This window comes from Microbacterium sp. A20 (assembly GCF_004794515.1).
In the GTDB taxonomy this organism is placed as follows: domain Bacteria; phylum Actinomycetota; class Actinomycetes; order Actinomycetales; family Microbacteriaceae; genus Microbacterium.
Genome location: NZ_SSDF01000074.1, coordinates 147,999 through 169,835, shown reverse-complemented (window position 1 = coordinate 169,835; position 21,837 = coordinate 147,999). Strand labels below are relative to the sequence as shown.

Annotated in this window: 19 protein-coding genes; 8 read left to right on the top strand and 11 right to left on the bottom strand. The window is 66.8% G+C overall.

Features of this window, described 5'->3' with window-relative positions:
- Nucleotides 1-50 precede the first annotated feature (50 nt).
- Both DW298_RS09750 and DW298_RS09745 read left to right on the top strand, forming a co-directional pair.
- A complete protein-coding gene (locus tag DW298_RS09750) occupies nt 51-752 on the top strand; it encodes a hypothetical protein (protein WP_136042237.1) in 702 nt (233 codons plus the stop codon).
- Entirely contained in the window at nt 745-1,380 is a 636-nt protein-coding gene (locus tag DW298_RS09745; RefSeq protein WP_136042235.1) for a hypothetical protein, read from the top strand. The genes DW298_RS09750 and DW298_RS09745 overlap by 8 nt, the downstream gene beginning before the upstream one ends.
- A gap of 1,129 nt (nt 1,381-2,509) precedes the next feature.
- On the opposite strand, the gene DW298_RS09735 is transcribed toward DW298_RS09745, so the two are convergent.
- The 5 genes from DW298_RS09735 to DW298_RS09715 form a co-directional block, all read right to left on the bottom strand.
- Nucleotides 2,510-3,160, bottom strand: a complete 651-nt coding sequence (locus DW298_RS09735) for an HNH endonuclease (RefSeq protein ID WP_136042232.1) — start codon at nt 3,158-3,160, stop codon at nt 2,510-2,512.
- The gene (locus DW298_RS09730; RefSeq protein ID WP_136042230.1) at nt 3,157-4,641 is read right to left on the bottom strand and encodes an AAA family ATPase; all 1,485 of its coding nucleotides are present in this window, start codon (nt 4,639-4,641) and stop codon (nt 3,157-3,159) included. The genes DW298_RS09735 and DW298_RS09730 overlap by 4 nt, the downstream gene beginning before the upstream one ends.
- Before the next feature lie 707 nt (nt 4,642-5,348).
- On the bottom strand, nt 5,349-6,287 hold the full coding sequence (locus DW298_RS09725) for an aldo/keto reductase (protein WP_136042228.1): 939 nt from the start codon (nt 6,285-6,287) through the stop codon (nt 5,349-5,351).
- Nucleotides 6,288-6,468: 181 nt separating this feature from the next.
- A complete protein-coding gene (gene solA, locus DW298_RS09720; protein WP_136042226.1) occupies nt 6,469-7,683 on the bottom strand; it encodes an N-methyl-L-tryptophan oxidase in 1,215 nt (404 codons plus the stop codon).
- Nucleotides 7,680-8,246, bottom strand: a complete 567-nt coding sequence (locus DW298_RS09715) for a TetR/AcrR family transcriptional regulator (protein ID WP_136042224.1) — start codon at nt 8,244-8,246, stop codon at nt 7,680-7,682. The genes solA and DW298_RS09715 overlap by 4 nt, the downstream gene beginning before the upstream one ends.
- 94 nt (nt 8,247-8,340) lie before the next feature.
- On the opposite strand from DW298_RS09715, the gene DW298_RS09710 reads away from it, so the two are divergent.
- From DW298_RS09710 to DW298_RS09700, 3 genes are read left to right on the top strand one after another with little or no spacing between them, the layout of a single operon-like run.
- Nucleotides 8,341-9,567 (top strand): amidohydrolase family protein, encoded by a 1,227-nt coding sequence (locus DW298_RS09710; RefSeq protein ID WP_136042223.1) that lies wholly within the window; start codon nt 8,341-8,343, stop codon nt 9,565-9,567.
- Nucleotides 9,568-9,572: 5 nt separating this feature from the next.
- Complete coding sequence (locus DW298_RS09705; RefSeq protein WP_240745094.1) at nt 9,573-10,466, top strand: alpha/beta hydrolase-fold protein; 894 nt, start codon at nt 9,573-9,575, stop codon at nt 10,464-10,466.
- Entirely contained in the window at nt 10,459-11,838 is a 1,380-nt protein-coding gene (locus tag DW298_RS09700; protein ID WP_136042220.1) for an FAD-linked oxidase C-terminal domain-containing protein, read from the top strand. Before DW298_RS09705 ends, DW298_RS09700 begins: the two co-directional genes overlap by 8 nt.
- Before the next feature lie 18 nt (nt 11,839-11,856).
- Here the strand turns inward: DW298_RS09700 and DW298_RS09695 are convergent, their stop codons facing one another.
- The 5 genes from DW298_RS09695 to DW298_RS09675 all read right to left on the bottom strand — a co-directional run bounded on the left by DW298_RS09695 (nt 11,857) and on the right by DW298_RS09675 (nt 17,849).
- Complete coding sequence (locus DW298_RS09695; RefSeq protein WP_136042219.1) at nt 11,857-12,501, bottom strand: bifunctional 4-hydroxy-2-oxoglutarate aldolase/2-dehydro-3-deoxy-phosphogluconate aldolase; 645 nt, start codon at nt 12,499-12,501, stop codon at nt 11,857-11,859.
- Nucleotides 12,502-12,535: 34 nt separating this feature from the next.
- Nucleotides 12,536-13,762 (bottom strand): D-mannonate dehydratase ManD, encoded by a 1,227-nt coding sequence (gene manD / locus DW298_RS09690; RefSeq protein WP_136042218.1) that lies wholly within the window; start codon nt 13,760-13,762, stop codon nt 12,536-12,538.
- A gap of 82 nt (nt 13,763-13,844) precedes the next feature.
- Nucleotides 13,845-15,236, bottom strand: coding sequence for an MFS transporter (locus DW298_RS09685; protein ID WP_136042217.1), 1,392 nt, complete (start codon nt 15,234-15,236; stop codon nt 13,845-13,847).
- A gap of 73 nt (nt 15,237-15,309) precedes the next feature.
- Entirely contained in the window at nt 15,310-16,314 is a 1,005-nt protein-coding gene (locus tag DW298_RS09680) for an L-idonate 5-dehydrogenase (protein ID WP_136042216.1), read from the bottom strand.
- Nucleotides 16,311-17,849: a mannitol dehydrogenase family protein gene (locus DW298_RS09675; protein WP_240745089.1), complete on the bottom strand. Its 1,539-nt coding sequence runs from the start codon at nt 17,847-17,849 to the stop codon at nt 16,311-16,313. Before DW298_RS09675 ends, DW298_RS09680 begins: the two co-directional genes overlap by 4 nt.
- A gap of 112 nt (nt 17,850-17,961) precedes the next feature.
- Here DW298_RS09675 and DW298_RS09670 point away from each other — a divergent pair, with 112 nt between their 5' ends.
- The gene (locus DW298_RS09670; protein WP_240745088.1) at nt 17,962-18,903 is read left to right on the top strand and encodes a LacI family DNA-binding transcriptional regulator; all 942 of its coding nucleotides are present in this window, start codon (nt 17,962-17,964) and stop codon (nt 18,901-18,903) included.
- A 15-nt stretch (nt 18,904-18,918) separates the two neighbouring features.
- Here DW298_RS09670 and DW298_RS09665 read toward each other — a convergent pair whose 3' ends face one another.
- Nucleotides 18,919-19,434 carry a hypothetical protein gene (locus DW298_RS09665; RefSeq protein WP_136042214.1) on the bottom strand — a complete coding sequence of 172 codons (516 nt, stop codon included), beginning with the start codon at nt 19,432-19,434 and terminating at the stop codon, nt 18,919-18,921.
- A 286-nt stretch (nt 19,435-19,720) separates the two neighbouring features.
- Here DW298_RS09665 and DW298_RS09660 point away from each other — a divergent pair, with 286 nt between their 5' ends.
- Nucleotides 19,721-20,632, top strand: coding sequence for an oxidoreductase (locus DW298_RS09660; protein ID WP_205820325.1), 912 nt, complete (start codon nt 19,721-19,723; stop codon nt 20,630-20,632).
- An 86-nt stretch (nt 20,633-20,718) separates the two neighbouring features.
- Nucleotides 20,719-21,816: an ATP-binding protein gene (locus DW298_RS09655; protein ID WP_136042213.1), complete on the top strand. Its 1,098-nt coding sequence runs from the start codon at nt 20,719-20,721 to the stop codon at nt 21,814-21,816.
- Nucleotides 21,817-21,837 lie beyond the last annotated feature (21 nt).

Sequence of the window (21,837 nt, the reverse complement as noted above, 5' to 3'; positions counted from 1 at the left end):
CGTCGAACTCGAAGGCTCCGCCACATCGACTTATGCGGCATACTCGTGTCATGAGTTCAGCCTGTGTCCTGGGGACAGCGAACCCGACGCAGGCCACCCGCTATCAACTCTGGGCGGACTCTGCGGGATACTGTTGCAACCCGATATGCCAGAACCCTCTGTTCGTCGACGTGGGAATGGCGCTAACCACTCACTTCGGTGAGATAGCGCACATCATCGCCGCAAGTCCAGGAGGCCCCCGCGGGGATGCGACGGTTCCGGTTCCAAACCGCGGAGAGCGGGAGAACCTCGTGCTGCTGTGCGCGAATTGCCACACGGTGGTGGACAAGACCCCCGACAGTCATCCGGTTGAGATGCTCCTGGCGTGGAAAGAACAGCGCAGGGCAGCCGTTGAGGCAGCCCTTGGAATCGCCGGTCACACCACCCGCGAGCAGGCCCGCGCTGCCATAGAACCGTTTGCGCACCAGAACCGACACATACACCGGACGATAGGTCCGGACAACGACTACAGGTTTGATCCGAACGCCGAGGAAGCAGCGATGTGGGATCGAGAAGTCGTTGCCACGATCATCCCGAACCTTCACCAGATACTGCGCATCGTTGACGCGAATCGGGAGCTGCTAACCGATGAGGAAAAGGATGTGGTGGCTGCGCTTCGCAGTCATGTCGATGGCTTGACTCATCGTCATCTCGGCGACGGGGGACTGAGGGTGTCACGGTATCCAGCAGGAATGGAGAATCTCTTTGCCTGAGGCAGACGCGTTCATTGCTTCCATGTTCGAGAGGGTCGACGACATCGTCACGGGCGTCTTAGTCGACGGTGATCATGTGCGTGTCCAGCGCAAACATGCGCGAGCGGTCCGCATCGGCATCGTTCGCCGACGCGACGTTCATGCCGAGGATATCGCGCATCTCTTCGACGGTGACCTTGATTTCGTCGCTAACGTCCCTCGAGACGGCGTATTCCAAGAAGACGCAATTGCTCTTTGCCACGAAGCGGGAGTGGGATGGGGCGCGATTGCGGACGCGATGCGGGCATTCCATCTTGACAATCCCGGCGACTACACGCCGCGGGAGATGGGTTTCGTGCTCGATGGCCTTCGCCGGCACAGCCACGTTGTCTCGGTGTCATATCTGGACGGCCGCCGATTGCTCATTAATCGAGCGGACGGTCTCAATTCCCTGGTGCTGTACATCGAAGACACATATCAGCCCGAAGTCGCGGCAGTGCACTTCGCGCTAGACCGGTGCTGGCCCTTCGACATCTTCGTCTCGACAAATCCGAATCGCGGGCCTACCGAGCAAGCTGAGATCGCTGCGAAGGAAGCCGACATAGAGATTCTTCGATGGGGCCCGACCCTGTCCCGCCTCAGACGATGAGCGAGGGAGACCTCGCGGGGCTGCTTAGGGTAGCGTCCCGACACCCCTCTGTTCAGATATACGTTTTCGGTTCGACCGTGCACGGGCCTCATCCAGCACACGACATTGACATAGTCCTCATCTACCCGTCTTCCGATTCGCTGGCCGCCGTCCTCGAGGATCTAGACCAGCTCCCCCTAGCGCCAATCCTCGACCTCACGATGATGACTCCGGTCGAATCGGATCAGTCGGGATTCCTCGGTCGCTCTCGGGCGGTGCGTCTTCAGCATGTTGCACCTGTGAGTAGTTGAGTGGTGACGTGCGACGGGAGATTGGTCGCGGCCCCAGCCGACCAGACATCACTGGCGGCATCGTCGTCATTCGGACTCTTTGAGCTTCGCGAAGACGGAGGGGGTTTCGAAGGCCACGCCGAATGATCTCGCGCGGCTTCCGGAGGGCTGGTTGCGTGCGGTTGCCCACGGATACAATCTGGCCTCGGCGCACAAGGCCTGAACAACATCTACATAAGTTCGGAAACGGATCTAGGATCATCGCCAGGGCGCGAGGACGTCTTCGGAGCATTTGATCTGACACCGCTTGCGGACGTGCCAGTCGTCATCGTTCTCAAGATTCCGTACCCCGCCCCGAGCCATGCCCAGAGACTGGCGTTCGTTGCCCGATCCAGGTACGCGGATTCACGCGAACCTTCCCTTGCGGTGCCTACTGGTATTGGCTCGAATGAAACTACCAGGAGACGAGAGAGCAGGTCGCGCGTCGCGGCAGGCGGCGCACGAGGCCGAGGGCCAACGGCTCATCTAGAGCTGTGTTAGAAGTACTGAATGCAGCAAACGGGATGGGCACCTGGTTCGGGTAGGTGCCCTTCCCGTTTCCGCGTCTGTGAAGCCCATTATCCTGCATGGCGGCACTCATCATCGTCGGGTGCAGCGGCCGTTCTTGCCCGAGGCTCTGAGGTACCTGCTTGGACGCTGTCGGCGACTGCTGCCCGTTCATGGCGTTCCATCCTTGCTTCAAGAATGCGGCTACGGGAAGCCGATTCAATCGTCGGCCATGGTCGCGCACGAGACAGATCCTCTCGTCAGATGCGAAACTGACTAAACCCAGTTGCGCCGCTTGTGGACTACTTGGCCGCTCAATCGGTAGGTCTGCGGGTCGCTATTAGTGACGCAGCCCGAACTAACGGTTCGATGATGTCCGCAACTTCCTGCAGTGTGAGCTGGCGGTCGAGAAGTTGCCGCACGGTTTTCTCGAAGCGAGTGTCCGAGATGGGATAGCGAATGCCTATCACACGCTCATCAAACCTGTTCAGCCTGCACTTCTCGATGGTCCACCTCCCTTTGGCGGTAAAGGCGGCATAGGTGAGGTGGTCCCGCAGGAGGTGATCGGACCATTCGTCGAAATGGGGATGCACGACGAGGTAGGCGTCTGCAGTCGTTGGATAGTCAGCTGGCCGGGCGCCAGCAAACACATTCTTCGACCCCTTGTGCCCGTTGCACTCCTTGCAGACCACCGCGAGATTTGCTTCTGTGAACATGAACTCGGGATGTTTGGCTTTCGGTGCGATGTGCTCGACATCCCAGTCCAGACCGTGGATTGAGGGTTCCGGAATCCCGCAGTAACAGCAGAGGTGTTTCTGCTCGTGGATGTAGTGATCCCTCATCTCCTTGCGGAGAGCTTTGACGACTTCCTCGCTCCAGAAGTTGTGGTCCTTCGATGGGCGGTTGTTGTACTGATTCACGATCTCGGCAGACGCCGGGCTGTAGATGACTTTTTTCACGATCATGAAGGAGTCCGTTCCGCAAGTTGGGTTCGGAGGCGAACAAGACTGTCAATGATGCGCCCCGTCGGGTCGTTGACCGGTAACTCCCGGCGAGCGACCTCCAGCGTCTGCATATCCCTGTCAAAACTTGAGGTCGCCAGGTCGCCATCCTCGGCGCCTCGCAGAGCGGTGACCAGAAGGTCGCGGAGATGCAGATTGTTGCTCGAGATCACACCGAAAGTCTCGAATAGCACTTCGTCAACCGACCGGCCCCCCGTCGGTTCGTCCGTCAGCGGGGACTGTTCCTCGAGGTCGACGATGCTGATTGCCTCGGAGCTGGCGCCGGCCACGATTGTGGGGGAGTGGGTCGCTATCACGAAATGGCAGCCTCGATAGGCTGCGAAGCCTTGAGTCAGCCGTTCGAGGTATTCGGACTGCCATTGAGGATGCAAGCTGATTTCAGGCTCATCGATCAGTATTAAACTTTGGTCCTGGATGGAGGACGCGATCCCGAGCATGGTGATGGCAAGGGAGAGCTCGCCGGAACTGGCGTCCGTGATCCGAACGCCACGCTTCGAACCCATTCGTCGGAGGTGGACATCCTCCATCTGTACGAATCCCACGCGAGAGAGCAGCCTCGCCATCCGCAGTAGATGCTCTGGCCGGGAGTTCGGATGTTCGAAGTCGGCACTCAGCCGCACCCGATTGCCATCGCTGAATTCTCGAATCGCCTGGAATGAGTCGGAGAGGCTCCCCACAGCCATCGGATCTTCGTACAGGTAGTTCGGTAGAAATGTGCGAGTCGCATTGTCGTCCCTCTTGGCTGCATCCAGCAGGTAATCCTGGATAGCAACTGTGGGGTCTTCGGAGGCCGCTTCGAGCGTCTGCCGCCCGCTCACGGTCCAGGCGTAGGTAACCTCGACGTTTGGGCTGTACCCCAGGTAAGTGAACACATCAGCTACCCGTTGCCGTCGCTGATGATCCTCGGCGCTCGCGTCGAACAGCTGCTCTAGCGCTCGGAACACGCCCGCGCGAGAGGAGACGCGTCCCCGAGCGTCTTTCAGGCCCAAGTATCGGTACAGAGAGTCGGTCGGTTTCGGGTCCAACGACTTGCTCTCGTGCGGCAGGTGGAACTTGTCGAAAGCGCTGGCGGTTGCGGCTACGACGGAGCGCGGACGGGGCAGCCGCTCCAATTCGACCGGTCGCCCGTCCAGGTAGGCGGATCTACGTTTCCCATCCACCCGAAATGCGCATTCTTGGTCGCCGAGATGGTACTCGATGGCAATCGACTGTGCTTTCCTGAACTCTCGTCCATTCATCGCGTCGAACGCGGTGGCTGCGGCTGCCAGCAATCGGGACTTACCTGAACCGTTGCGGCCTGTGATCAGGGTGGTCCACGAGGCGTCAGATTCGCGCGCGCCGAACGAGACGTCTAGAAACTCGTCGACCTCGTCGAAATCACCGACCTCGAGTCGTGTGAGTCGGAATGCTCGCGCAGCGCCCATCGAATCTACGTCCCTTGTTGGAGCGGTTGATCGCGGCCACTCCGGTCGCGTGCGTGTGAACGCCTCCGGGACATACCGTATCGGGGTGATCGCGGTTCGAGGCTATCCCACCCATCGCTTTCGTCACCATAAATGAAGTCTCGGATCACTATTGAAAACACGGTCGCGGGGCGAGGCCCCGGCCAGGAAGTGATTGATCGGTCGCAGGCGTGAGGTAGTCGAACGGCTCGCGGTTCGCGCTGCATCAACCTGCCGAGGCTCTCCGACTGGTTCCAGTTGTCGCGGGCCCGGCCTGAGCGAGGTTGAGGTTGAAGGTGAGGATGTCGGTTGGATCAATTTCGGCTCGGGTGCCCGGGCTGTGGTCTCGTCGAAGGGGCGAGCGAGAGAGCTGTACGTCGGGTCTGTAGGAAAAGCGGGAGCGGGCTGTAGGAAAAGGGGACGCCGCGCCCATCTCCCATCCGCAACAGGAAGGGTTGTGCCAACAGCCCACCAGAAAGTCCCGGAAACTCAAGGGTTTCCGGGACTTTTGACGTTAACACGCTTGGACCACACACCGCTTCCACTTGCGATGTCGCACGTTGTCCGCGCTCCTGCGGACCTGCTGATGGGCGGCGATGCTCCTCCCCACCGTTAGCGGGAACGGCTCCGTCGGGACGGCGCACACGGACGAGTACCGAGCAGCGGCATCGGAGCTGAGTGTGCGTCGTCTATGCGGTGTCGAGCGCCGATAGCTCGTCGTGGGTGAGCTCGATGGATGCTCCTTTCACGGCCTGCTCGAGCTGTTCGACGCTGCTGACGCCGACGATCGGCGTCAACGCCGGGCGTCCGGAGGTCAACCATGCGAGCACGACCTGGCCCGGTCGGATTCCACGTGCATCGGCGACTCGTGCGAGCGCTGCGAGCCGGCGCTCGGTGCCGGGGTGCTGGTACTCGATCTCGAACGGGCGGTCTCTGCGGTCATACCGGCCCTGGAGCGTGGCCGTGTAGACCCACCCGTCGAACGAAGGGTTGCGTTGCAGGAAGTCGAGGCCGTCCGGCGACAGCATCCCCAGCGGGATCGGCTGGCCAGCCACATCCATGCCCCCCGCGGGCTGGATGTACGAGTAGCGCTCCTGGTAGGCGCTCGGTTGCGGGAGACCGGCTTGTTCTGCGGTGGCGCGGATCCGTTCGAGTAGCCAGGACGGGTGGTTGGAAACGCCCCAGCGCGAGGTCAGGCCCTCGCTGACCAGGCCGGCGAACGTGCCGACCAGCGTCTGCAGGGGCACACTCGGGTCCTCGACGTGCGCCCAATACAGATCCACGCCGTCCACACCCAGGCGGTCCAGGCTTTTCGCCAAGGCTTCTCTCACGGCGTCCTCGTGCAGCCCTTCGACATGGTCGGGAAAGCCGCCGAGTCGGGTGGGCTGCGCTCCGACTTTGGTACTGAGGCGAACGCCGACTCCGGGGTTCGACGCCAGCCATCGGCCGAGCAGCGCCTCGCTCTGGCCACCGAAGCCGGTCTCGGAGGTCCAGAAGCTGTAGTTGTCGGAGGTGTCGACGAACGATCCGCCCAGTTCGGCGTACCGATCGAGGATCGAGAACGCCGCTCGTTCATCCACCGTGGTGCCGAAGTACATCGTCCCTAGTGCCATCCTTGGTGTCGTCATGACATCAGTCTCGTTCCTGGAGTGCGCTCCAGGTCAAGTCGCCATGCTGCGACGGCGAGAAGGCCGGGCCGTTGGCGTTCTCTCTTCTGGGTCCCGAGTGCTGTCAGCCGGTCAGGCGGCGCTGGGGGCGCCGCGCCGTTGAGGCCTGGCGGCGTCGCGTCTGCCTTCATCCTCCCCGGAATCAGGCCCCGCCCGGTCTCACGCCCACCGCCCCGTCGCCCGTCCCCAGCCGGAATACGGGTACGAAGTCGGGGTCGACGATCGCCGGACGTCGCAGACTGAACGCGGAGATGTCGTGTTCCGTGCGGCCGACGGTCAGCAGGTCGGCGAGGATGCGTCCCATCAGGCTCGCGAACTTGCCCGCGTGGCCGGCGCCGTTGAACACCGCGACATGGGGGTGGTCGGGGACGGCGTCGAGCACGAACTCCCGGTCTGCGGGCATGTCGTACACGCAGGTCTTGCTCATCAGCAGCGGGCCGGCGGCGGCCGGAAGGTGCTCCCGGAGGAAGTCGTGGAGCAGCAGCGGCTCCGTGTCGTCGGGGACGAACGTCCGCTCGGCAGACGAGATGAAGCGACCGCGCATGTCCCGGGCGATCTTGACCGCCGCCTCGCCGTAGACGGGGAACCCGTAGTGCACCTCGTCGGCGTGATGGATCCAGATGGGGAACCTGTCCGGAGTGAACTCCGCGAGGTTCGAGGAGGAGAAGTAGCCGACCTGCTCCTGACTCAGGGTGAGATCGAAGGAGAGGCCGAGGTCGGGCATGAGGTCGCCCAGCCACGAGCCGGCGGCGACGACGAGGTGGCCGCCGTCGAACGAACCGTCCGACGTCGTGACCGTGACCCCTTCCGGGTCGATCCGCACACCGGTCACGACCACCCCCGAGCGGAACTCGACCCCGGCGGCCCGGGCGAGCGACACGTGGGCGGACACCGACCGGCGGATGTCGAGGATGCCGCCGTCCGCCTGATGGATGCCGATCGTGTCATCCGTCACGTTCCACTGTGGGTACTGCGCGCGGATGTCGTCGATCGTCAGCTCGTCGTAGCGAATGCCCGCGGCATCCATCGCCCGACGATACGCGTCGATCTCCTCCGCACCGGCGCTCCCGGCGGCCGCGAGGTCGATCCCGCCGGTCTTCGTGTAGACCTGCAGGCCGGAACGCTCTTCGACGTGAGCCCAGGCGGCGAACATCGCGTCGGTGAGTCGCGTGTACTCCTCGCGGTGGTACGCCCGACGGATGATCCGGGAGTGGTCACCGGACGAGCCGAAGGAATGGCCGAGCTCGAACTGCTCGAGCACGAGGACGCGTTCTGCCCCGGCCTGTGTCAACCAGTAGGCGGCGGCGGATCCGATGGCTCCGGCGCCGATGACGATGTGAGAGTAGCCCTGGGTCATGCGGTCGACTCCTTCGTGAACGATGCGATGAAACGGTCTGCGGCGGCATCCACCTCCGCGGACGGGCTGAGCAGTCGCTGCAGCAGCAGTCCGCGAATACCCGCGACCGCGACGAGGCTCGACTGCGCGGCATCCGGTGCTGTGAAGCCGTCGCGACGGGCAGCTGCTTCGAGGAGACGCGTCAGATCGTCGAGGTCGGCGACGAACTCGTCGTAGGCGCCGCGTTCGTACACAGCCAGCCCGATCAGGTGGAAGAAGGCCCGGGTCCTCTCCTCCTGCGCCGGGCTCGAATAGAAGTCCCAGATCGCCCGGAACAGCTCGATGAATCCGAGACCCTCGCTCGTCGCTGCGATCATGAGGTTGTCGCGGCGGCGCGCCTCGGAGAGCACCGCGCTGAGCAGCCCCGGCCGCGAACCGAAGTGGTAGGTCAGCAGCGTGTGGTGCACGCCGAGCCGCTCGGCCACCTGGCGCATCGACAGGTTCGGGCTGGGCCCGTTCTCGCCGAACTCGTCGAACAGCGCCTGCAGGAGCCGCGCTTTTCCTTCGCCCACCGGTGCTCGCATGTTGCCTCCGTTGACATCTTCACCACTGTTGAGTACGTTAGCGCACAACCAATTCACCACTGTTGAGGACACAGTCGTTCTCGGAAGAGGCGTCATGACCGAGATCTGGTTCGCCGGCGGGATCATCGCCGATGGGTCCGGTGCCGAGCCTTCGCCCGCGGACGTGTGCGTTGCGGACGGCGTGATCACCCGGATCGGAACCGCCCCGGCGGGAGCCGCCACCGTCGACCTCGACGGCATGCTGCTGACGCCCGGCCTGATCGACGCACACGTGCACTTCGGACTCTCGAGCCCGATCCGCGCGCAGTTCGGGTTCCAGCTCTCCGCCGCCGAGATCGCCGCCGACATCTTCCTCACGGCGAGCCGCACCCTCGACGCGGGCTTCACCACGGTGCGCGACACCGGTGGCGTCGACCGGGGAGTGGTCGAGGTCATCGCGAACGGCAAGGTGCGTGGCCCGCGGGTGCTGTCGTGCGGCCCCGTGCAGTGCCAGACCGGCGGACACGGCTACTACGGCGCCGCGTGGGAGCCCACCGAGCTGTGGGAGACGCACCACATCCCCGGCCTCGCCGCCCTCTCCCTCATGTCGGGCAACGCCGATGAACTGCGACGCAACGTCCGGGAGTCGTTCCGCCGCGGTGCAACCTTCCTGAAACTGTGCGTCACGGGAGGTGTCGTCGGGGGCCACGACCGCCTCGACGACACGCAGTTCACGTCGGCCGAGATCGCGGTCGCGGTGGAGGAGGCCGCCGCGCGCGGCACCTACGTGACCGTGCACGCGCACAACAACGCCGGCATCCGCAACGCCGTCCTGGCGGGTGTGCGCTGCGTGGAGCACGGCACCGACATCGACGAGCCGACCGCGCAGCTGATGCGGGAGCACGATGTGGCGCTCGTCCCGACGTTCGCCGTGGTCGAGCAGATCATGGACCCGGGGAGCCTCGACGTGGACCCGTCGACCCGCGATCGGTTGGCCGGCGCCCGTCGCCGCATGGCGAACGCGCTCGAGATCTCCCGCGCAGCGGGCGTGCGGATCGGGCTCGGCTCCGACCTCCTCGGCCCCGAGCAGTACCGCCGAGGCGAGGAGCTGCGACTGCGTGCCGAGCTGGAGTCGCCCATGCAGGCGCTCGTCTCCGCCACCAGCGTTAACGCCGGCATCCTCGGCATCGGCGACACCGTCGGGATGCTCCGCGTGGGGATGGCGGCCGACATGGTCGCCTGGCAGCGGAACCCGCTCGACGACGCCCGCGTCTTCGCGGATCCGGACATGGCCGCCTTCGTCGTGAAGGCCGGCCGCATCATGAAGGGAGACACCCAGTGAGCGCGATGCTGAACGGCTGCTTGGCCGACACGGAGTACCTGGAGGTCACGGCACGGTCGGGACACCGCTACGCCGTGTGGGTGACCACGCCCCCGGGCTATGCGGAGTCCACCGACTCCCTGCCCCTGATCTATGTCGTGGACGGCAACTGGTCCGTCGGGCTGACCGCGCCGCTCATCGTGACCCAGGCCGACCCGTACCTCTCAATCGCCCCCTACATCCAGGTCAGCGTCGGCTACGCCGGTGAAGAGGCCGCGCAGTGGGCGCAGCTCCGCAACCGCGATCTCGTACCGCCGGGAGAACCCGTGGGCGACGAGATGCGGAGGACGCTCGCGGCCGCCCGCGATTCCGGGGCGATGACGCCGGAGCACGTGGACGCCTATCTCGCCCAGCTGGCCGACACCCATGCCGACGTCTTCCTCGAGTTCCTGACGGAGGAGCTTCACCCCCTCCTGCAGTCGAAGGTCCGCGTCAGCGAGACCGGCCACGGCCTCTTCGGCTATTCCTACGGCGGCCTCTTCGCCCTGTACGCCTGGCTGCGTGAGACGCCTCCGTTCGCGACGTTCGGCGCCGGCAGCCCGGGCGTCGCGGCCACGGACAGCCAGGTGTTCCCCCTGATCGCCGCGCTTCCGCAGCGCGACCCCGTCTCTTCCCTGCAGCAGCTGCACGTCACACTCAACGAAGCCGAGCTGCTCGGAGCGATCCCGATCTATCGGGAGATCGGACGCAATCTGCTCACGGTCATCGAAGAGCTGCATGCCCAGGGGCGCTCCGAAGGGATCTCGAAGGCCATGCTGCACGAGACCCATCTCACGGGGCTGCAGGCATCGTTCCTGAGCTATCTGAAGACCTGCCACACGCGCTCGGCATCCGCTGCCGGCGACGACGACCGTGAGTGAGTCCGCGCTCCTCGCCGATCTCGCCGCGCTCCTGCCCGCCGACCGTCTCACGACGGACCCGGATGTGCTGGAGGGCTACGCGCACGATGATGCCGAGTGGGCGGAGTGGTTGCTGCCGGCCTGCCTCGTGCGGCCGCGCACCCCCGAAGAGGTGCAGGCGGTGGTGCGCGCGTGTCTGCGCCATGAAACGGCGGTCGTCGCCCGCGGGGCGGGCACGGGGCTCTCCGGCGGCGCCAACGCGCTCGCCGGCAGCGTCGTGATCTCTCTGGAGCGGATGAACGCTGTGCTCGAAGTGGACGAACTCGAGCGACTCGCCGTCGTGCAGCCCGGGGTGGTCAACGACGACCTCCGGGCACGCGTCGCCGAGAACGGCCTCTGGTATCCGCCCGATCCGGCCAGCTCGCCGTGGTCGACCATCGGCGGCAACGTCGCGACCAACGCGGGTGGGGTGTGCTGCGTGAAGTACGGCGTCACCCGGGACTACGTGCTCGGGATGCAGGTCGTGACCGGCGCCGGAGAGCTCGTCCGGCTGGGCCGCCGCACCGCGAAGGGTGTCGCAGGGTACGACCTCACCGGACTTCTCGTCGGTTCCGAGGGGACACTCGGCATCGTCACCGAGATCACGGTGCGACTGCGGCCGGCGCGCCCGCCCGAGCAGACCATCGCCGGGTTCTTCGACTCGCTCACCGACGCGGGGGAGGCCGTGCGCGAGGTCGCGGCGGCCGGACTCACGCCGTCGGCGCTGGAGCTGATCGACCGCAACTGTCTGCGCGCGGTCGACGACTGGAAGAACATGGGGCTCTCCGCCGATGCCGCGGTCGTCCTGCTCGGGCGCGTGGACACCCCGGGCGCCGCCGGCGAAGAGGAGGCGGCAGCACTGCTGGCCGCGTTCGAGCGCGGCGGTGCCACGTGGGCCGACCGGAGCACGGACGACGAGGAGGGGGAAGCGCTGTTCGCCGCCCGACGACTGGCCTATCCGGCCCTGGAACGCCTCGGTCCCGTCCTGACCGAAGACGTGTGCGTGCCGAAAGCCGCCGTTGCGGAGATGCTCGGACGCATCGAGGCCATCGGGCTCGCGAACGATGTGCTCATCGCCAACATTGCTCATGCGGGCGACGGCAACCTGCATCCGCTCCTCGTCGTGCCCGCCGGTGACGACGCGGCTCGCGCTCGCGCGGAGCAGGCATTCAGCGAGATCATCGACGCGGCGCTCGCGCTCGGGGGCACGGTCACGGGCGAGCACGGCGTGGGCCTGCTCAAACGCAAGGGCCTCGTGTCGGAGCTCGCTCCCGCCGTCCTCGACATGCATCGAGCGATCAAGGCCGCCCTCGACCCCGCCGGCATCCTCAACCCGGGCAAGGTCATCGGCTGACCCGATCTCTCGGCGAACTCAGCGTGCACAGACCTCGACGAAGGCCATCGCCCGGTCACGCAGAGCGCTCAGGTCTCCGCCGGAAAAGGCATCGCCGAGAAGTGGACCGCCCACACTCACCGCCGCAGCGCCGGCCTGCAGCCAGGCTGAGGCACCTGCGAGATCAACCCCGCCCGACGGGACCGCGACGAGATCGGGGAAGGGGCCCCGCAGGTCCTTGAGGTAGCCGGGACCGACCTGCCCCGCGGGGAAGATCTTCACGGCCGAGGCGCCCGCCGACCACGACGCGAACAGCTCGGTCGGGGTCAGGCCGCCCGGAACGATCGGCACTCCGGCATCCGTCGCCTGGGTGACGAAATCGGCCGAGGTGATCGGGGTCACGAGATACGTCGCGCCCACCTCGACCGCCCGGGAGAGGTCGAGGGCGTTCGTCACGGTGCCGACACCGAGGTCGATCGCGTCGCCGAACCGTGCGCGCAGCTGCGGGAAGTGCTCGAACGTCCCCGGCGTGGTCAGCGTCAGCTCGATGCTGCGGATACCCGCGTCCACCAGCACATCGAGCACGGCGTCGTAGTCCTCGGCCCGCTTAGCGCGGGCGACGACGACCAGGCGCGAGTCGACCGTGCGCTGCGGGAGGGCGACCCGGCGGACCTCACCAGTCATCGCCTCACCAGTCATGGCCTCACCAGTCAGGGCCTCACCAGTCATGGACGGTCCCGTCGAGCAGACGGTTCACCGGCAGGTAGGCCTTGGTGTACTCGTGGCCGGCGGCGGCATCCTCGTCGAGGTCGACGCCCAGACCGGGCTTGTCGCCGGGGTGCAGGAAGCCCTTGTCGAAGGTGAAGGAGGTCTGGAACACCTCGAGCGTCTGCGCGTTGTGGGGCATGTACTCCTGGATGCCGAAGTTGTGGATCGCGAGGTCGAGGTGCAGAGCTGCCGCCATGCCGACGGGGGAGATGTCGGTCGGGCCGTGGATGCCGGAGCGGATGCCGTAGATCGCCGCGAAGTCGAGCAGCTTCTTCATCGCGGTGATGCCTCCGGTGTGGGTGACGGCCGAGCGCACGTAGTCGATCAGGCGCTCGGTGATGAGGGTCTGGTAGTCGTAGACCGAGTTGAAGACCTCGCCGATCGCGAGCGGTGTCGTCGAGTGCTGGCGCACGAGGCGCAGCGCGCTCTGGTCCTCACCCGGGGTGCAGTCCTCGAGCCAGAACAGGTCGTAGGGCTCGATGTCCTTCGCGAAGCGTGCGGCCTCGATCGGCGACATCCGGTGGTGTCCGTCGTGGAGGATGCGCAGGTCGGTCCCGAAGTCCTCGCGGATCTGCGAGAAGATCCCGGGCATGTGGTTCAGGTAGTTGCGGGTGTCCCACGTCTCTTCGCTGGGGCGGTCACCCGAGCGCTTGGCGGGCTCGTAGTCGTAGCGCACACCGGGGCCGGTAGCCGAGACGCCGTAGATCTGGCCGAGGCCGGGCACTCCGGTCTGCACGCGCACGGCGGTGTAGCCGAGCTCCTCGTATCCGGTGATCGCGTTCTTGAGGGCGGCGTAGTCGGTGCCGGAGGCGTGCGCGTAGACGCGGACGCCATCGCGGCTCGCGCCGCCGAGCAGCTGGTACAGCGGCATCCCGGCCTTCTTGGCCTTGATGTCCCAGAGGGCCATGTCGACCGCGGCGATCGCCGCCATGGTCACCGGTCCGCGGCGCCAGTACGGGCCGCGGTAGAGGTACTGCCAGGTGTCTTCGATGCGGTCCTCATCGCGGCCGACGAGCATCGAGGCGACGTGATCGGAGAGGTACGACGCCACGGCGAGCTCACGTCCGTTGAGGGTGGCGTCGCCCAGGCCGACGATGCCGTCGGAGGTCGTGATCTTGAGCGTGACGAAGTTGCGTCCGGGGCTGGTGATGTTGACGTCGACGATCTCGATGGTCATGTCGTTCTCCTGAAGATGCGGGGCGAGGTGCGGGGTGCGGACGTTCGGGCGTCCGCACCCCTGGTCGTTACGGGCAGGGCGATCAGATCGCGTCGCGCGGATCCGTGAGGTCGCGACCGGCGACCTCCGGCATCCAGATCGAGGCGATGAGGGCGCACAGCGTGAAGATGAAGAGCATGATGATGATCGGGATGAACGAGCCGGTGACGGCCGACACCCATGCCGCGGCGATGACGGGGCCCGCGCCGGTCGCGACGATGGCGGCGATCTCGCGTGCCATGGCGGTGAACGTGTAGCGGTTGCGCGATCCGAAGAGCTCCGGGAGCGTGAGGTTCTCGAGCGACGCGAAGCTCATCACGGCGAGGTTGTGCAGCACGACGTAGCCGACGAAGACCTGCACGGTGTCCTTGCTGCTGATCATCAGCATCGTCGGGACGATGATGATGAGCGCGATGATCGCCCAGACCATGTACATGCGCTTGCGGCCGAAGCGGTCGCCGAGCCAGCCGGAGAGCGGCACCGTGATGAAGGCGACGAGCGACGAGACGATCACGGCGTTCACGCCGATCGAGCGGTCCAGCAGCAGCACGACGGTGATGTAGCTGATCAGGTAGGTCTGGATCATTCCGGAGTTGCCGGCCTGGCCGAAGCGCAGCAGGAGCGCGATCGAGAACGCCTTCCAGGGCTTGCGCTGCATCGCCTCGAGGGTGCGGATGTCGCCGGTCTCGGTGGCGAGCTGGATCGCCTCGTCGCGGGACAGGGCCTTGCCGTCGACGACATCGTCGCGCTCCTCGAAGACCGGGGTCTCCTTGAGGTTGAAGCGCACCCAGATCGCGAAGAGCATGATCACGGCGCTCGCGATGAAGGGGATGCGCCAGGCCCAGGCGATGACCTCGTCTTCGCTGTACGCGACGAGCAGGATGGCCCAGATGCCCGAGGCGAGCAGCGTGCCGCAGTTCGTGCCGAGCGCGACGAGCGAGGCGATGATGCCGCGACGCTTGGCCGGCGCGTACTCGGCGAGCATGACGCCGGCACCCGAGATCTCGGCTCCGGCACCGAAGCCCTGCGCGATGCGAAGCAGCACGAGGAGGATCGGCGCGAGCACGCCCACCTGCGAGTACGTCGGCAGGAAGCCGATGAGGGTGGTCGCGAGACCCATCAGGAGGATCGTGTAGAACAGCACCTTCGTGCGACCGGTCTTGTCACCGAGTCGTGCGAAGAAGAACGCACCCACCGGGCGGGCGACGTAGCCGACGCCGTAGGTGGCCATCGCGGCGACGACGGCGACGGCCGGGTTCTCGGAGGAGAAGAACAGGTCGGCGAAGACGAGCGCGGCGGCCAGCGAGTAGAGCTGGTAGTCCATGAACTCGAGGGCGGTGCCGAGCCACCCCGAGATGGCGGCGCGCACGAGGTCGCGTACCGACCTCTTCGCGGCGGGGTCGGCGACCGTGGCGGTCGTCTGCGGTTCGGACATGGGAGGTACTCCTTCGGACCAGGAACAGGGTGGGTGTATCGGTGCGGCGGGGCCGCCGGGTGGGGGTGATTCGCTAGAGGGCCAGGAGGACCTTGGCCGAGGCGGACGAGTCGCGGGCGAGCTCGAACGCCTGGACGGCATCGGATGCCGGGAGCACGTGGGAGATGACGGAGTCGAGGGCGTCGGACTCGGCCAGCAGGGCGACCGCGTCGTCGATCTCGGTGGAGAAGCGGAAGGCGCCGCGGATGGTCAGCTCTTTGGCGAGCATCGGGGCGAGGTTCACTCCGATCTCGGCGTTCGGGAGCATCCCGACCTGAACGATCGTTCCGACGCGGCGGGCTGCGCGCACCGCCTGAGTGAGTGCGACGCCGACGCCGGAGCACTCGAAGACGATGTCATACGACTCGTTCTCGATCGTGTCGCGGCCGACGAGCGAGACCTCGGATGCGCCGAGTGCCTGAGCGCGGCTGAGGGGCTCTTCGCGCACATCGCTGGCGCCCACGACCGCGGCGCCGGCATTGAGCGCAGCGGCGACCACGAGCAGGCCGATGGGGCCGGCGCCGATCACGAGCACCCGCTTGCCGGCGATGTCTCCGGCGAGGCTCACGGCGTGGATCGCGACGGCCAGCGGTTCGGCGAGGGCCGCCCGCTCGAGCGGCAGGGAGGCCGGGAGCACGCGGACCATGTGGTCTTCGACGATCAGCAGCTCGGATGCTCCGCCCTGACGGTGCGGATCCGCGGCCGCGCTGCCGAAGTAGTCGCCGCCGGGGCGCAGGTGCGGGTGATCCTCGAGGCCGGGGGCCTCGGCTCCGTAACGGGCGGGGTGCACGGTGACGGGAGTGCCGGGCGCCAGCCGGCCCGACGGGTCGAGGTCGACGACGCCCGAGAGCTCGTGACCGGGGGTGAGAGGCTCTCGGATCGTGTACTCGCCGTTGGCGCCGTGGAAGTAGTAGTGCAGGTCGGACCCGCAGATGCCCACGTAGCTGACGCGGAGTCGGACCTCTCCGTCGCCGGGGGGCGGAACCTCGCGGTCTTCCCAGCGGATGTCTTCCTTGCCGTGGATGGCGAGAGCCTTCATGGCTGCATCTCCTCTGCGCTGATGAACGATGATGTCGCGGTCTGGGATGCCGAGAGGGCGTCGGCGATCGCGGCATCGACTCCCCGACGCCGGATGACGTCGACGAGCTCGCCGACGCGCGCGATGAACGCATCCTGCGATCCGAGTCCATCACCGAACAGGTGCAGCTCGCCGATCACGCGCTGCGCGAGTTCGCGTCCGTTGCGGGCGGTCGCCGCGAATCCGGCGAGACGCTCGCGGGCGCCGTCGGTCATGGCGGCGGCGTGCAGGCCGGGATCGAATCCGGGCAGCGGAGCGATGCACGACAGGTAGCCGGCGACGGTCAAGGCGATCAGGTGCGGCATCCCTCCGTCGCGCAGAACGCGCAGTGCGGGTTCCGGGATGCGCTGGCGCAGCTTGACCGAGCCGTCGGTGCCGACCTGGCTCGTGCGGTGGCCGAGCGCGCTGTTGGCCCAGCGCTCGAACAACTCGCTCTCGTAGGCGCGGATGTCGACGCCGGAGGGAACCTCGATCGACGGCTCGTACTCGTCGCGCAGCACGGCGCGCGCGGCGCTTTCGATGCCGTCGAGCCCGATGGCCTCCGGGATCGTTCCGACGCCGCTGAGGGCGCCGAGGTAGGCGATGAGCGAGTGCGTGCCGTTGAGCAGCCGCACCTTCATCTGCTCGTAGCGCCCGACCTCGTCCGTGAACACGGCTCCGCCCGCCTCCCAGGCGGGCCGACCGCCGGCGAACCGGTCTTCGATCGCCCACATCGTGAAGGGCTCGGCAGGCACGGGGATGTCGTCGCGAGCGCCGAGCAGGGTGCTGACTCGAGTGCGCAGCTCTGTGGTGGTCGCCGGGACGATGCGGTCGACCATGCTGGAGGGGAACGTCACCGCACGGTCGAGGAACGCGAGGGCGTCCGCACTCTCGGAGCCCGGAAGCTCCTGCAGGAACTCGCGCACGAGCTTCTCGGTGTGGGCGCCGTTGGCGGAGAGGTTGTCGCAGCTGAGGATGGAGATCGGCGCTCCTCCGGCGGCGGCGCGGGCCTGGAGTCCGCGGGCGAGCTGGCCGATCGTCGAGCGGGCCGCCCCGCCTCGGAGGTCGGCGCGCACGGTGTCGTCATCGAGGTCGAGGTGCTGCGTCGCGGGGGAGTAGCTGTAGCCGTTCTCGGTGACCGTGAGGGTCACGATGCGGATGCCGGGGTCGGCGATGTGGGCTATCACGCGCTCGGGCTGCTCGGCGCCGACGAACGCGTCGGTGTGCACTCCCGGGATCGTGAGCGAGGTGCTGCCGGGCGCGATGGTCGCGACCGAGTAGAGGAAGTCCTGGGCGTGCAGGGCATCGACGATCGAGCGGGAACGCGACGCGACGCCGATGATGCCCCAGTCGCCGCCCGTGGCCTGGAGTGCGGCGGCGGTGTAGACCGCCTGGTGTGCGCGGTGGAAGCTGCCGAGGCCGAGGTGGAGCATGCCGGCGCCGCTGGGGGAGACCATCGGAACGGTGGCCGTGGAGGCAGCTCGGCTCAGGATCCGGAGATCGGCGTTGATCGTCATGTAAAGCAGTGTGAATGGTTTGTACAAACTTGTCAAGTCGTTACATGGTCGGGGGTGATGATCTAGGATTGCTGACGAACGGGAGGGCGACGTGGCAGCGACACTGACGGACGTGGCAAGGCGCGCCGGCGTCTCCATCGCCACGGCATCCCGCGCATTCGGTGAGCCCGACAGGCTCGCGCCGACGACGCGCGAGCGCGTGCTCGAGGCCGCCGTCGAACTGGGCTACGCCAACACGCAGACGGTAACCGCCACCCGCACGTTCGGCGTCGTCGTCCCCGATGTCGCCAACCCCGTGTACGGCATGCTGCTCAAAGCCATCCAGGGGCAGGCGTGGCATGGACGCCACCGCATCGTGCTCTTCGATGCCGACGAAGACCGACGTCGGGAACACGAGCAGATCGAGCAGGCCCGCAAACTCGACGGGATGCTGCTGTGCTCCCCGCGACTGCCCGACGCCGACGTGCTCGACCTGGTCGGCGACGCTCCCGTGGTGGTCGTCAACCGCCAGATCGACGGCATCGCCTGCGTGCTCATGGACACCGAGCACGGGCCCGCCCAGGCGATCGAACACCTCGTCGCGCTCGGGCACGAGCACATCGCGTACGCCTCGGGGCCGCGCGGCTCGTGGGCCGACGCGCGCCGTTTCGAGACGATCGCTGCGGCCTGTGAACGCCATGGGACCCGGCTGACCCGTCTGAGCCATCAAGCGGCTTCGATCCAGGGCGGCCGGGCCGCTGCCGCTCTCGCCGCCGCCAGCGGTGCCACGGCGGTGATCGCCTACAACGACCTCGTCGCCCTCGGCGTCGAAGCGGGGATGTCCGAACTGGGACGGCACTGCCCGTCGGACATCAGCATCGTCGGTATCGACGACATCGATCTCGCCGGAGCGGTCACCCCCGGGCTGACCACCGTGCGCATGCCCATCGAACGCTGCGGCGCGCTGGCGGTCGACCTTCTCCTGAAGACGCTCTCGGGCACGGTTCTCGGAGACATCCCACCTCTCTCCTCCGAGCTGATCGTCCGCGCCTCCACCGCGGCTCCCCGCCGCTGAGGCGAGTGGCGCCGCTCAGCTCCGTTGGCGCAACGCCCGGATGCGCCAGCTGTAGACCGCGACGGCGAAAGCCGTCATCACATACAGAAAGCTCGCCTGGAGCGCGTATTCGGGATAGTGGATCAGCCACGGCGACTGGGTCGGGTCGTTGATGTGCGCGGGGTTATCGCTCACGTAGGGGACGATCGCGCCGATCACGTAACCGACCGCCTGTCCTGCCGCGTAGACGGCGATGCCGACCGCGAGCGCACCGACGGCACCACGCGTGGATCGACGCCAGACGGTTCGGGCCGAACGAAGTGCGGTCCGAGGTTCCCAGATCGGCTTGATCGGGCTGAACCACGACGACATCACCGGGGCGAGCACGAAGGCGCTCACGAGCAGGAGCAACAGCAATGTCGTGCCCGCGAGCAGGAGTCGCTCGTCGCCGGCCCGGCTGCGCATGAGTTGCGGAACGAGGAACAGGGCGAGGAGCGGCAGACAACCGATCAGACAGCCGAACCAGGTGTAGAGAAGAGACTTGGTGTTCACGACTCCACTCTGGTGAACTCGCGAGACGGCGTCTTCAGGGAAACCCCTCGAACCGGAGGAGGGAAAACCCTCCTGCCCCTGCGACACGGCTGCGATTCGTGCCGCCGCGATGACACGGCACGGAAGCGGTCGGTAGCGGTGACACAATTGATGGTGTTCCGGCCCGCCCGACGGCGTGGGCCTACCAGCGGCTCGATGTTCGGGCCTCGTGCGTCCGCAGGGCAGATCACGGCAGGAGAAGGCGATCGACGTACCGGACCGGGTAACCAGGCACCCCGAACGATGGGTGCCTGAGGTCGAGTCCGACGTATCCCCGCCACTGACCGTCGCGGTCGTGGGTCCCGGCGCGATCGGCACAGTCGTGGCAGCGGCGTTGCACGAGCGTGGTCTCGTGCCCCAGCTCTACGGCCGCACCGCCCGGGAGAGCCTGGCGCTGATCGCGGACGGCGACCGCATCATCGTGCCCGGGCCGGTCCTGACGGATCCCGAGCTCGTCACGGATCGAGTCGACCTCGTCTTCCTCGCGGTGAAGGCGACGCAGATCGCGGACGCCGCGCCGTGGTTGGCGGCCCTGTGCGGGCCGGGCACGATCGTGTGCGTGCTGCAGAACGGCGTCGAGCAGGTGTCGAGCGTCGCCCCGTTCGCGAACGGGGCACAGGTGCTGCCGGCGGTGGTGTGGTTCCCCGCCCAGGCACAGCCAGATGGCGCGGTCTGGTTGCGTGCACCCGCGCGCCTTACCGTGCCCGACGTGGATGCGGCGCGGCGCGTGGCCGACGCGTTGCGCGGAACCCGGTGCTCGGTCGACCTGTCCCCGGAATTCGCCTCCGTCGCCTGGCGCAAGCTGATGCAGAACGCCGCGGCCGGACTCATGGCAGTCACCGGTCGGCGCTCCGGCGTCTTTCGCCGCCCCGATGTCGCTCGGCTGACTGTCGCGTACCTGCGAGAGTGCCTCGCTGTCGCTCGTGCGGAGGGGGCGCTCCTCGGCGACGAGGTGCCGGAAGAGATCCTCGCGAAGTTCCAGTCGGCTCCGGAAGACCTGGGAACCTCGATCCTCGCGGATCGGGAAGGCGGCCGTCCGCTGGAATGGGACATCCGCAACGGTGTCATCTCCCGGCTCGCCCGAGCGCACGACATCCCGACGCCGATCAGCGACGTGGTGGGCGTGCTTCTCGCCGCGACGAGCGACGGCCCCGGCTGACGGCCCGAGACGACGCTGGCGCCCCCGCACGGGATCGAGGAAGATGTCGATCATCGCACCGACACCTCGAAAGGGCGCACACCAGGATGACGAACCTCACGATCGGGACTGCTCTCGGCGACCCGGAAGCCCACGTCCACCTCGACGCGCGGCGCTTCAACCGCCACACCTTCTGGGTCGGTCAGAGCGGGAGCGGCAAGACCTACGCGCTGGGCGTGGTGCTGGAGCAGCTGCTGCTGGAGACCGAGCTGCCGATGCTCATCCTCGACCCGAACGGTGACTTCACCCGGATGCGCGAGACCAGGGTCACGGCCAAGGATGCGGAGGCGTCGCGGCTCGCCGAAGCCGACATCCGGGTGTTCCGTTCCGGCTCGGGGGCGGGCGACGGGGATCGGCTGCACGTGCGCTACGTCGATCTGGTGCCCGCATCGAAGGCGGCCGTGCTGCGGATGGATCCCATCGCCGACGCCGAGGAGTACAACGCCCTGATCCATGTCGAGCAGGAGGCCGAGAGCTTCGATGCGCGCGACATGCTCCCCGACCTGCGTGCGTCGATGGACCCCGCGCGGGTGGGGCTCGCGAACCGGATGGAGAACCTGCAGGTGCTCGAGTGGGAGTTGTGGTCGCGCGGTTCGGCATCCGTCGTGGACGTCATCGATGAGCGGCCCCGCGTGACGGTCCTCGACCTCGGCGGCTTCGAGCATCCGGCGGAGCCGAAGGTCGCCGCTCTCGGGGTGCTCGAACATCTCTGGGCGCGACGCGAAGAGCGGCGTCCTGTGCTGATCGTCATCGATGAGGCGCACAACCTCTGCCCGCCGAATCCGGAGACCGCGGTCGAACGGGCTCTCACGGAGCAGCTGGTGCAGATCGCCGCCGAGGGACGCAAGTTCGGTCTCTGGCTGCTGCTGTCGACTCAGCGGCCGACGAAGATCCACCCCAACGTCCTCTCCCAGTGCGACAACCTGGCGTTGATGCGCGTGAACGCCCCGCGGGATCTCGCCGAGCTCGCCGATGTGTTCGGCTTCGCCTCGGAGGAGGCGATCCGGCGATCCGCGCAGTTCGTGCAGGGACAGGCGCTGTTCGCCGGCGGGTTCGTCGCCGAGCCGACGTTCGTGCAGATGGGTGCGCGGATCACCGAGGAGGCGGGTGGCGACGTAAAGGTTCCGCTGCGCGTCGGGAGATGATGGGAGCTCGATGTAGCGCTG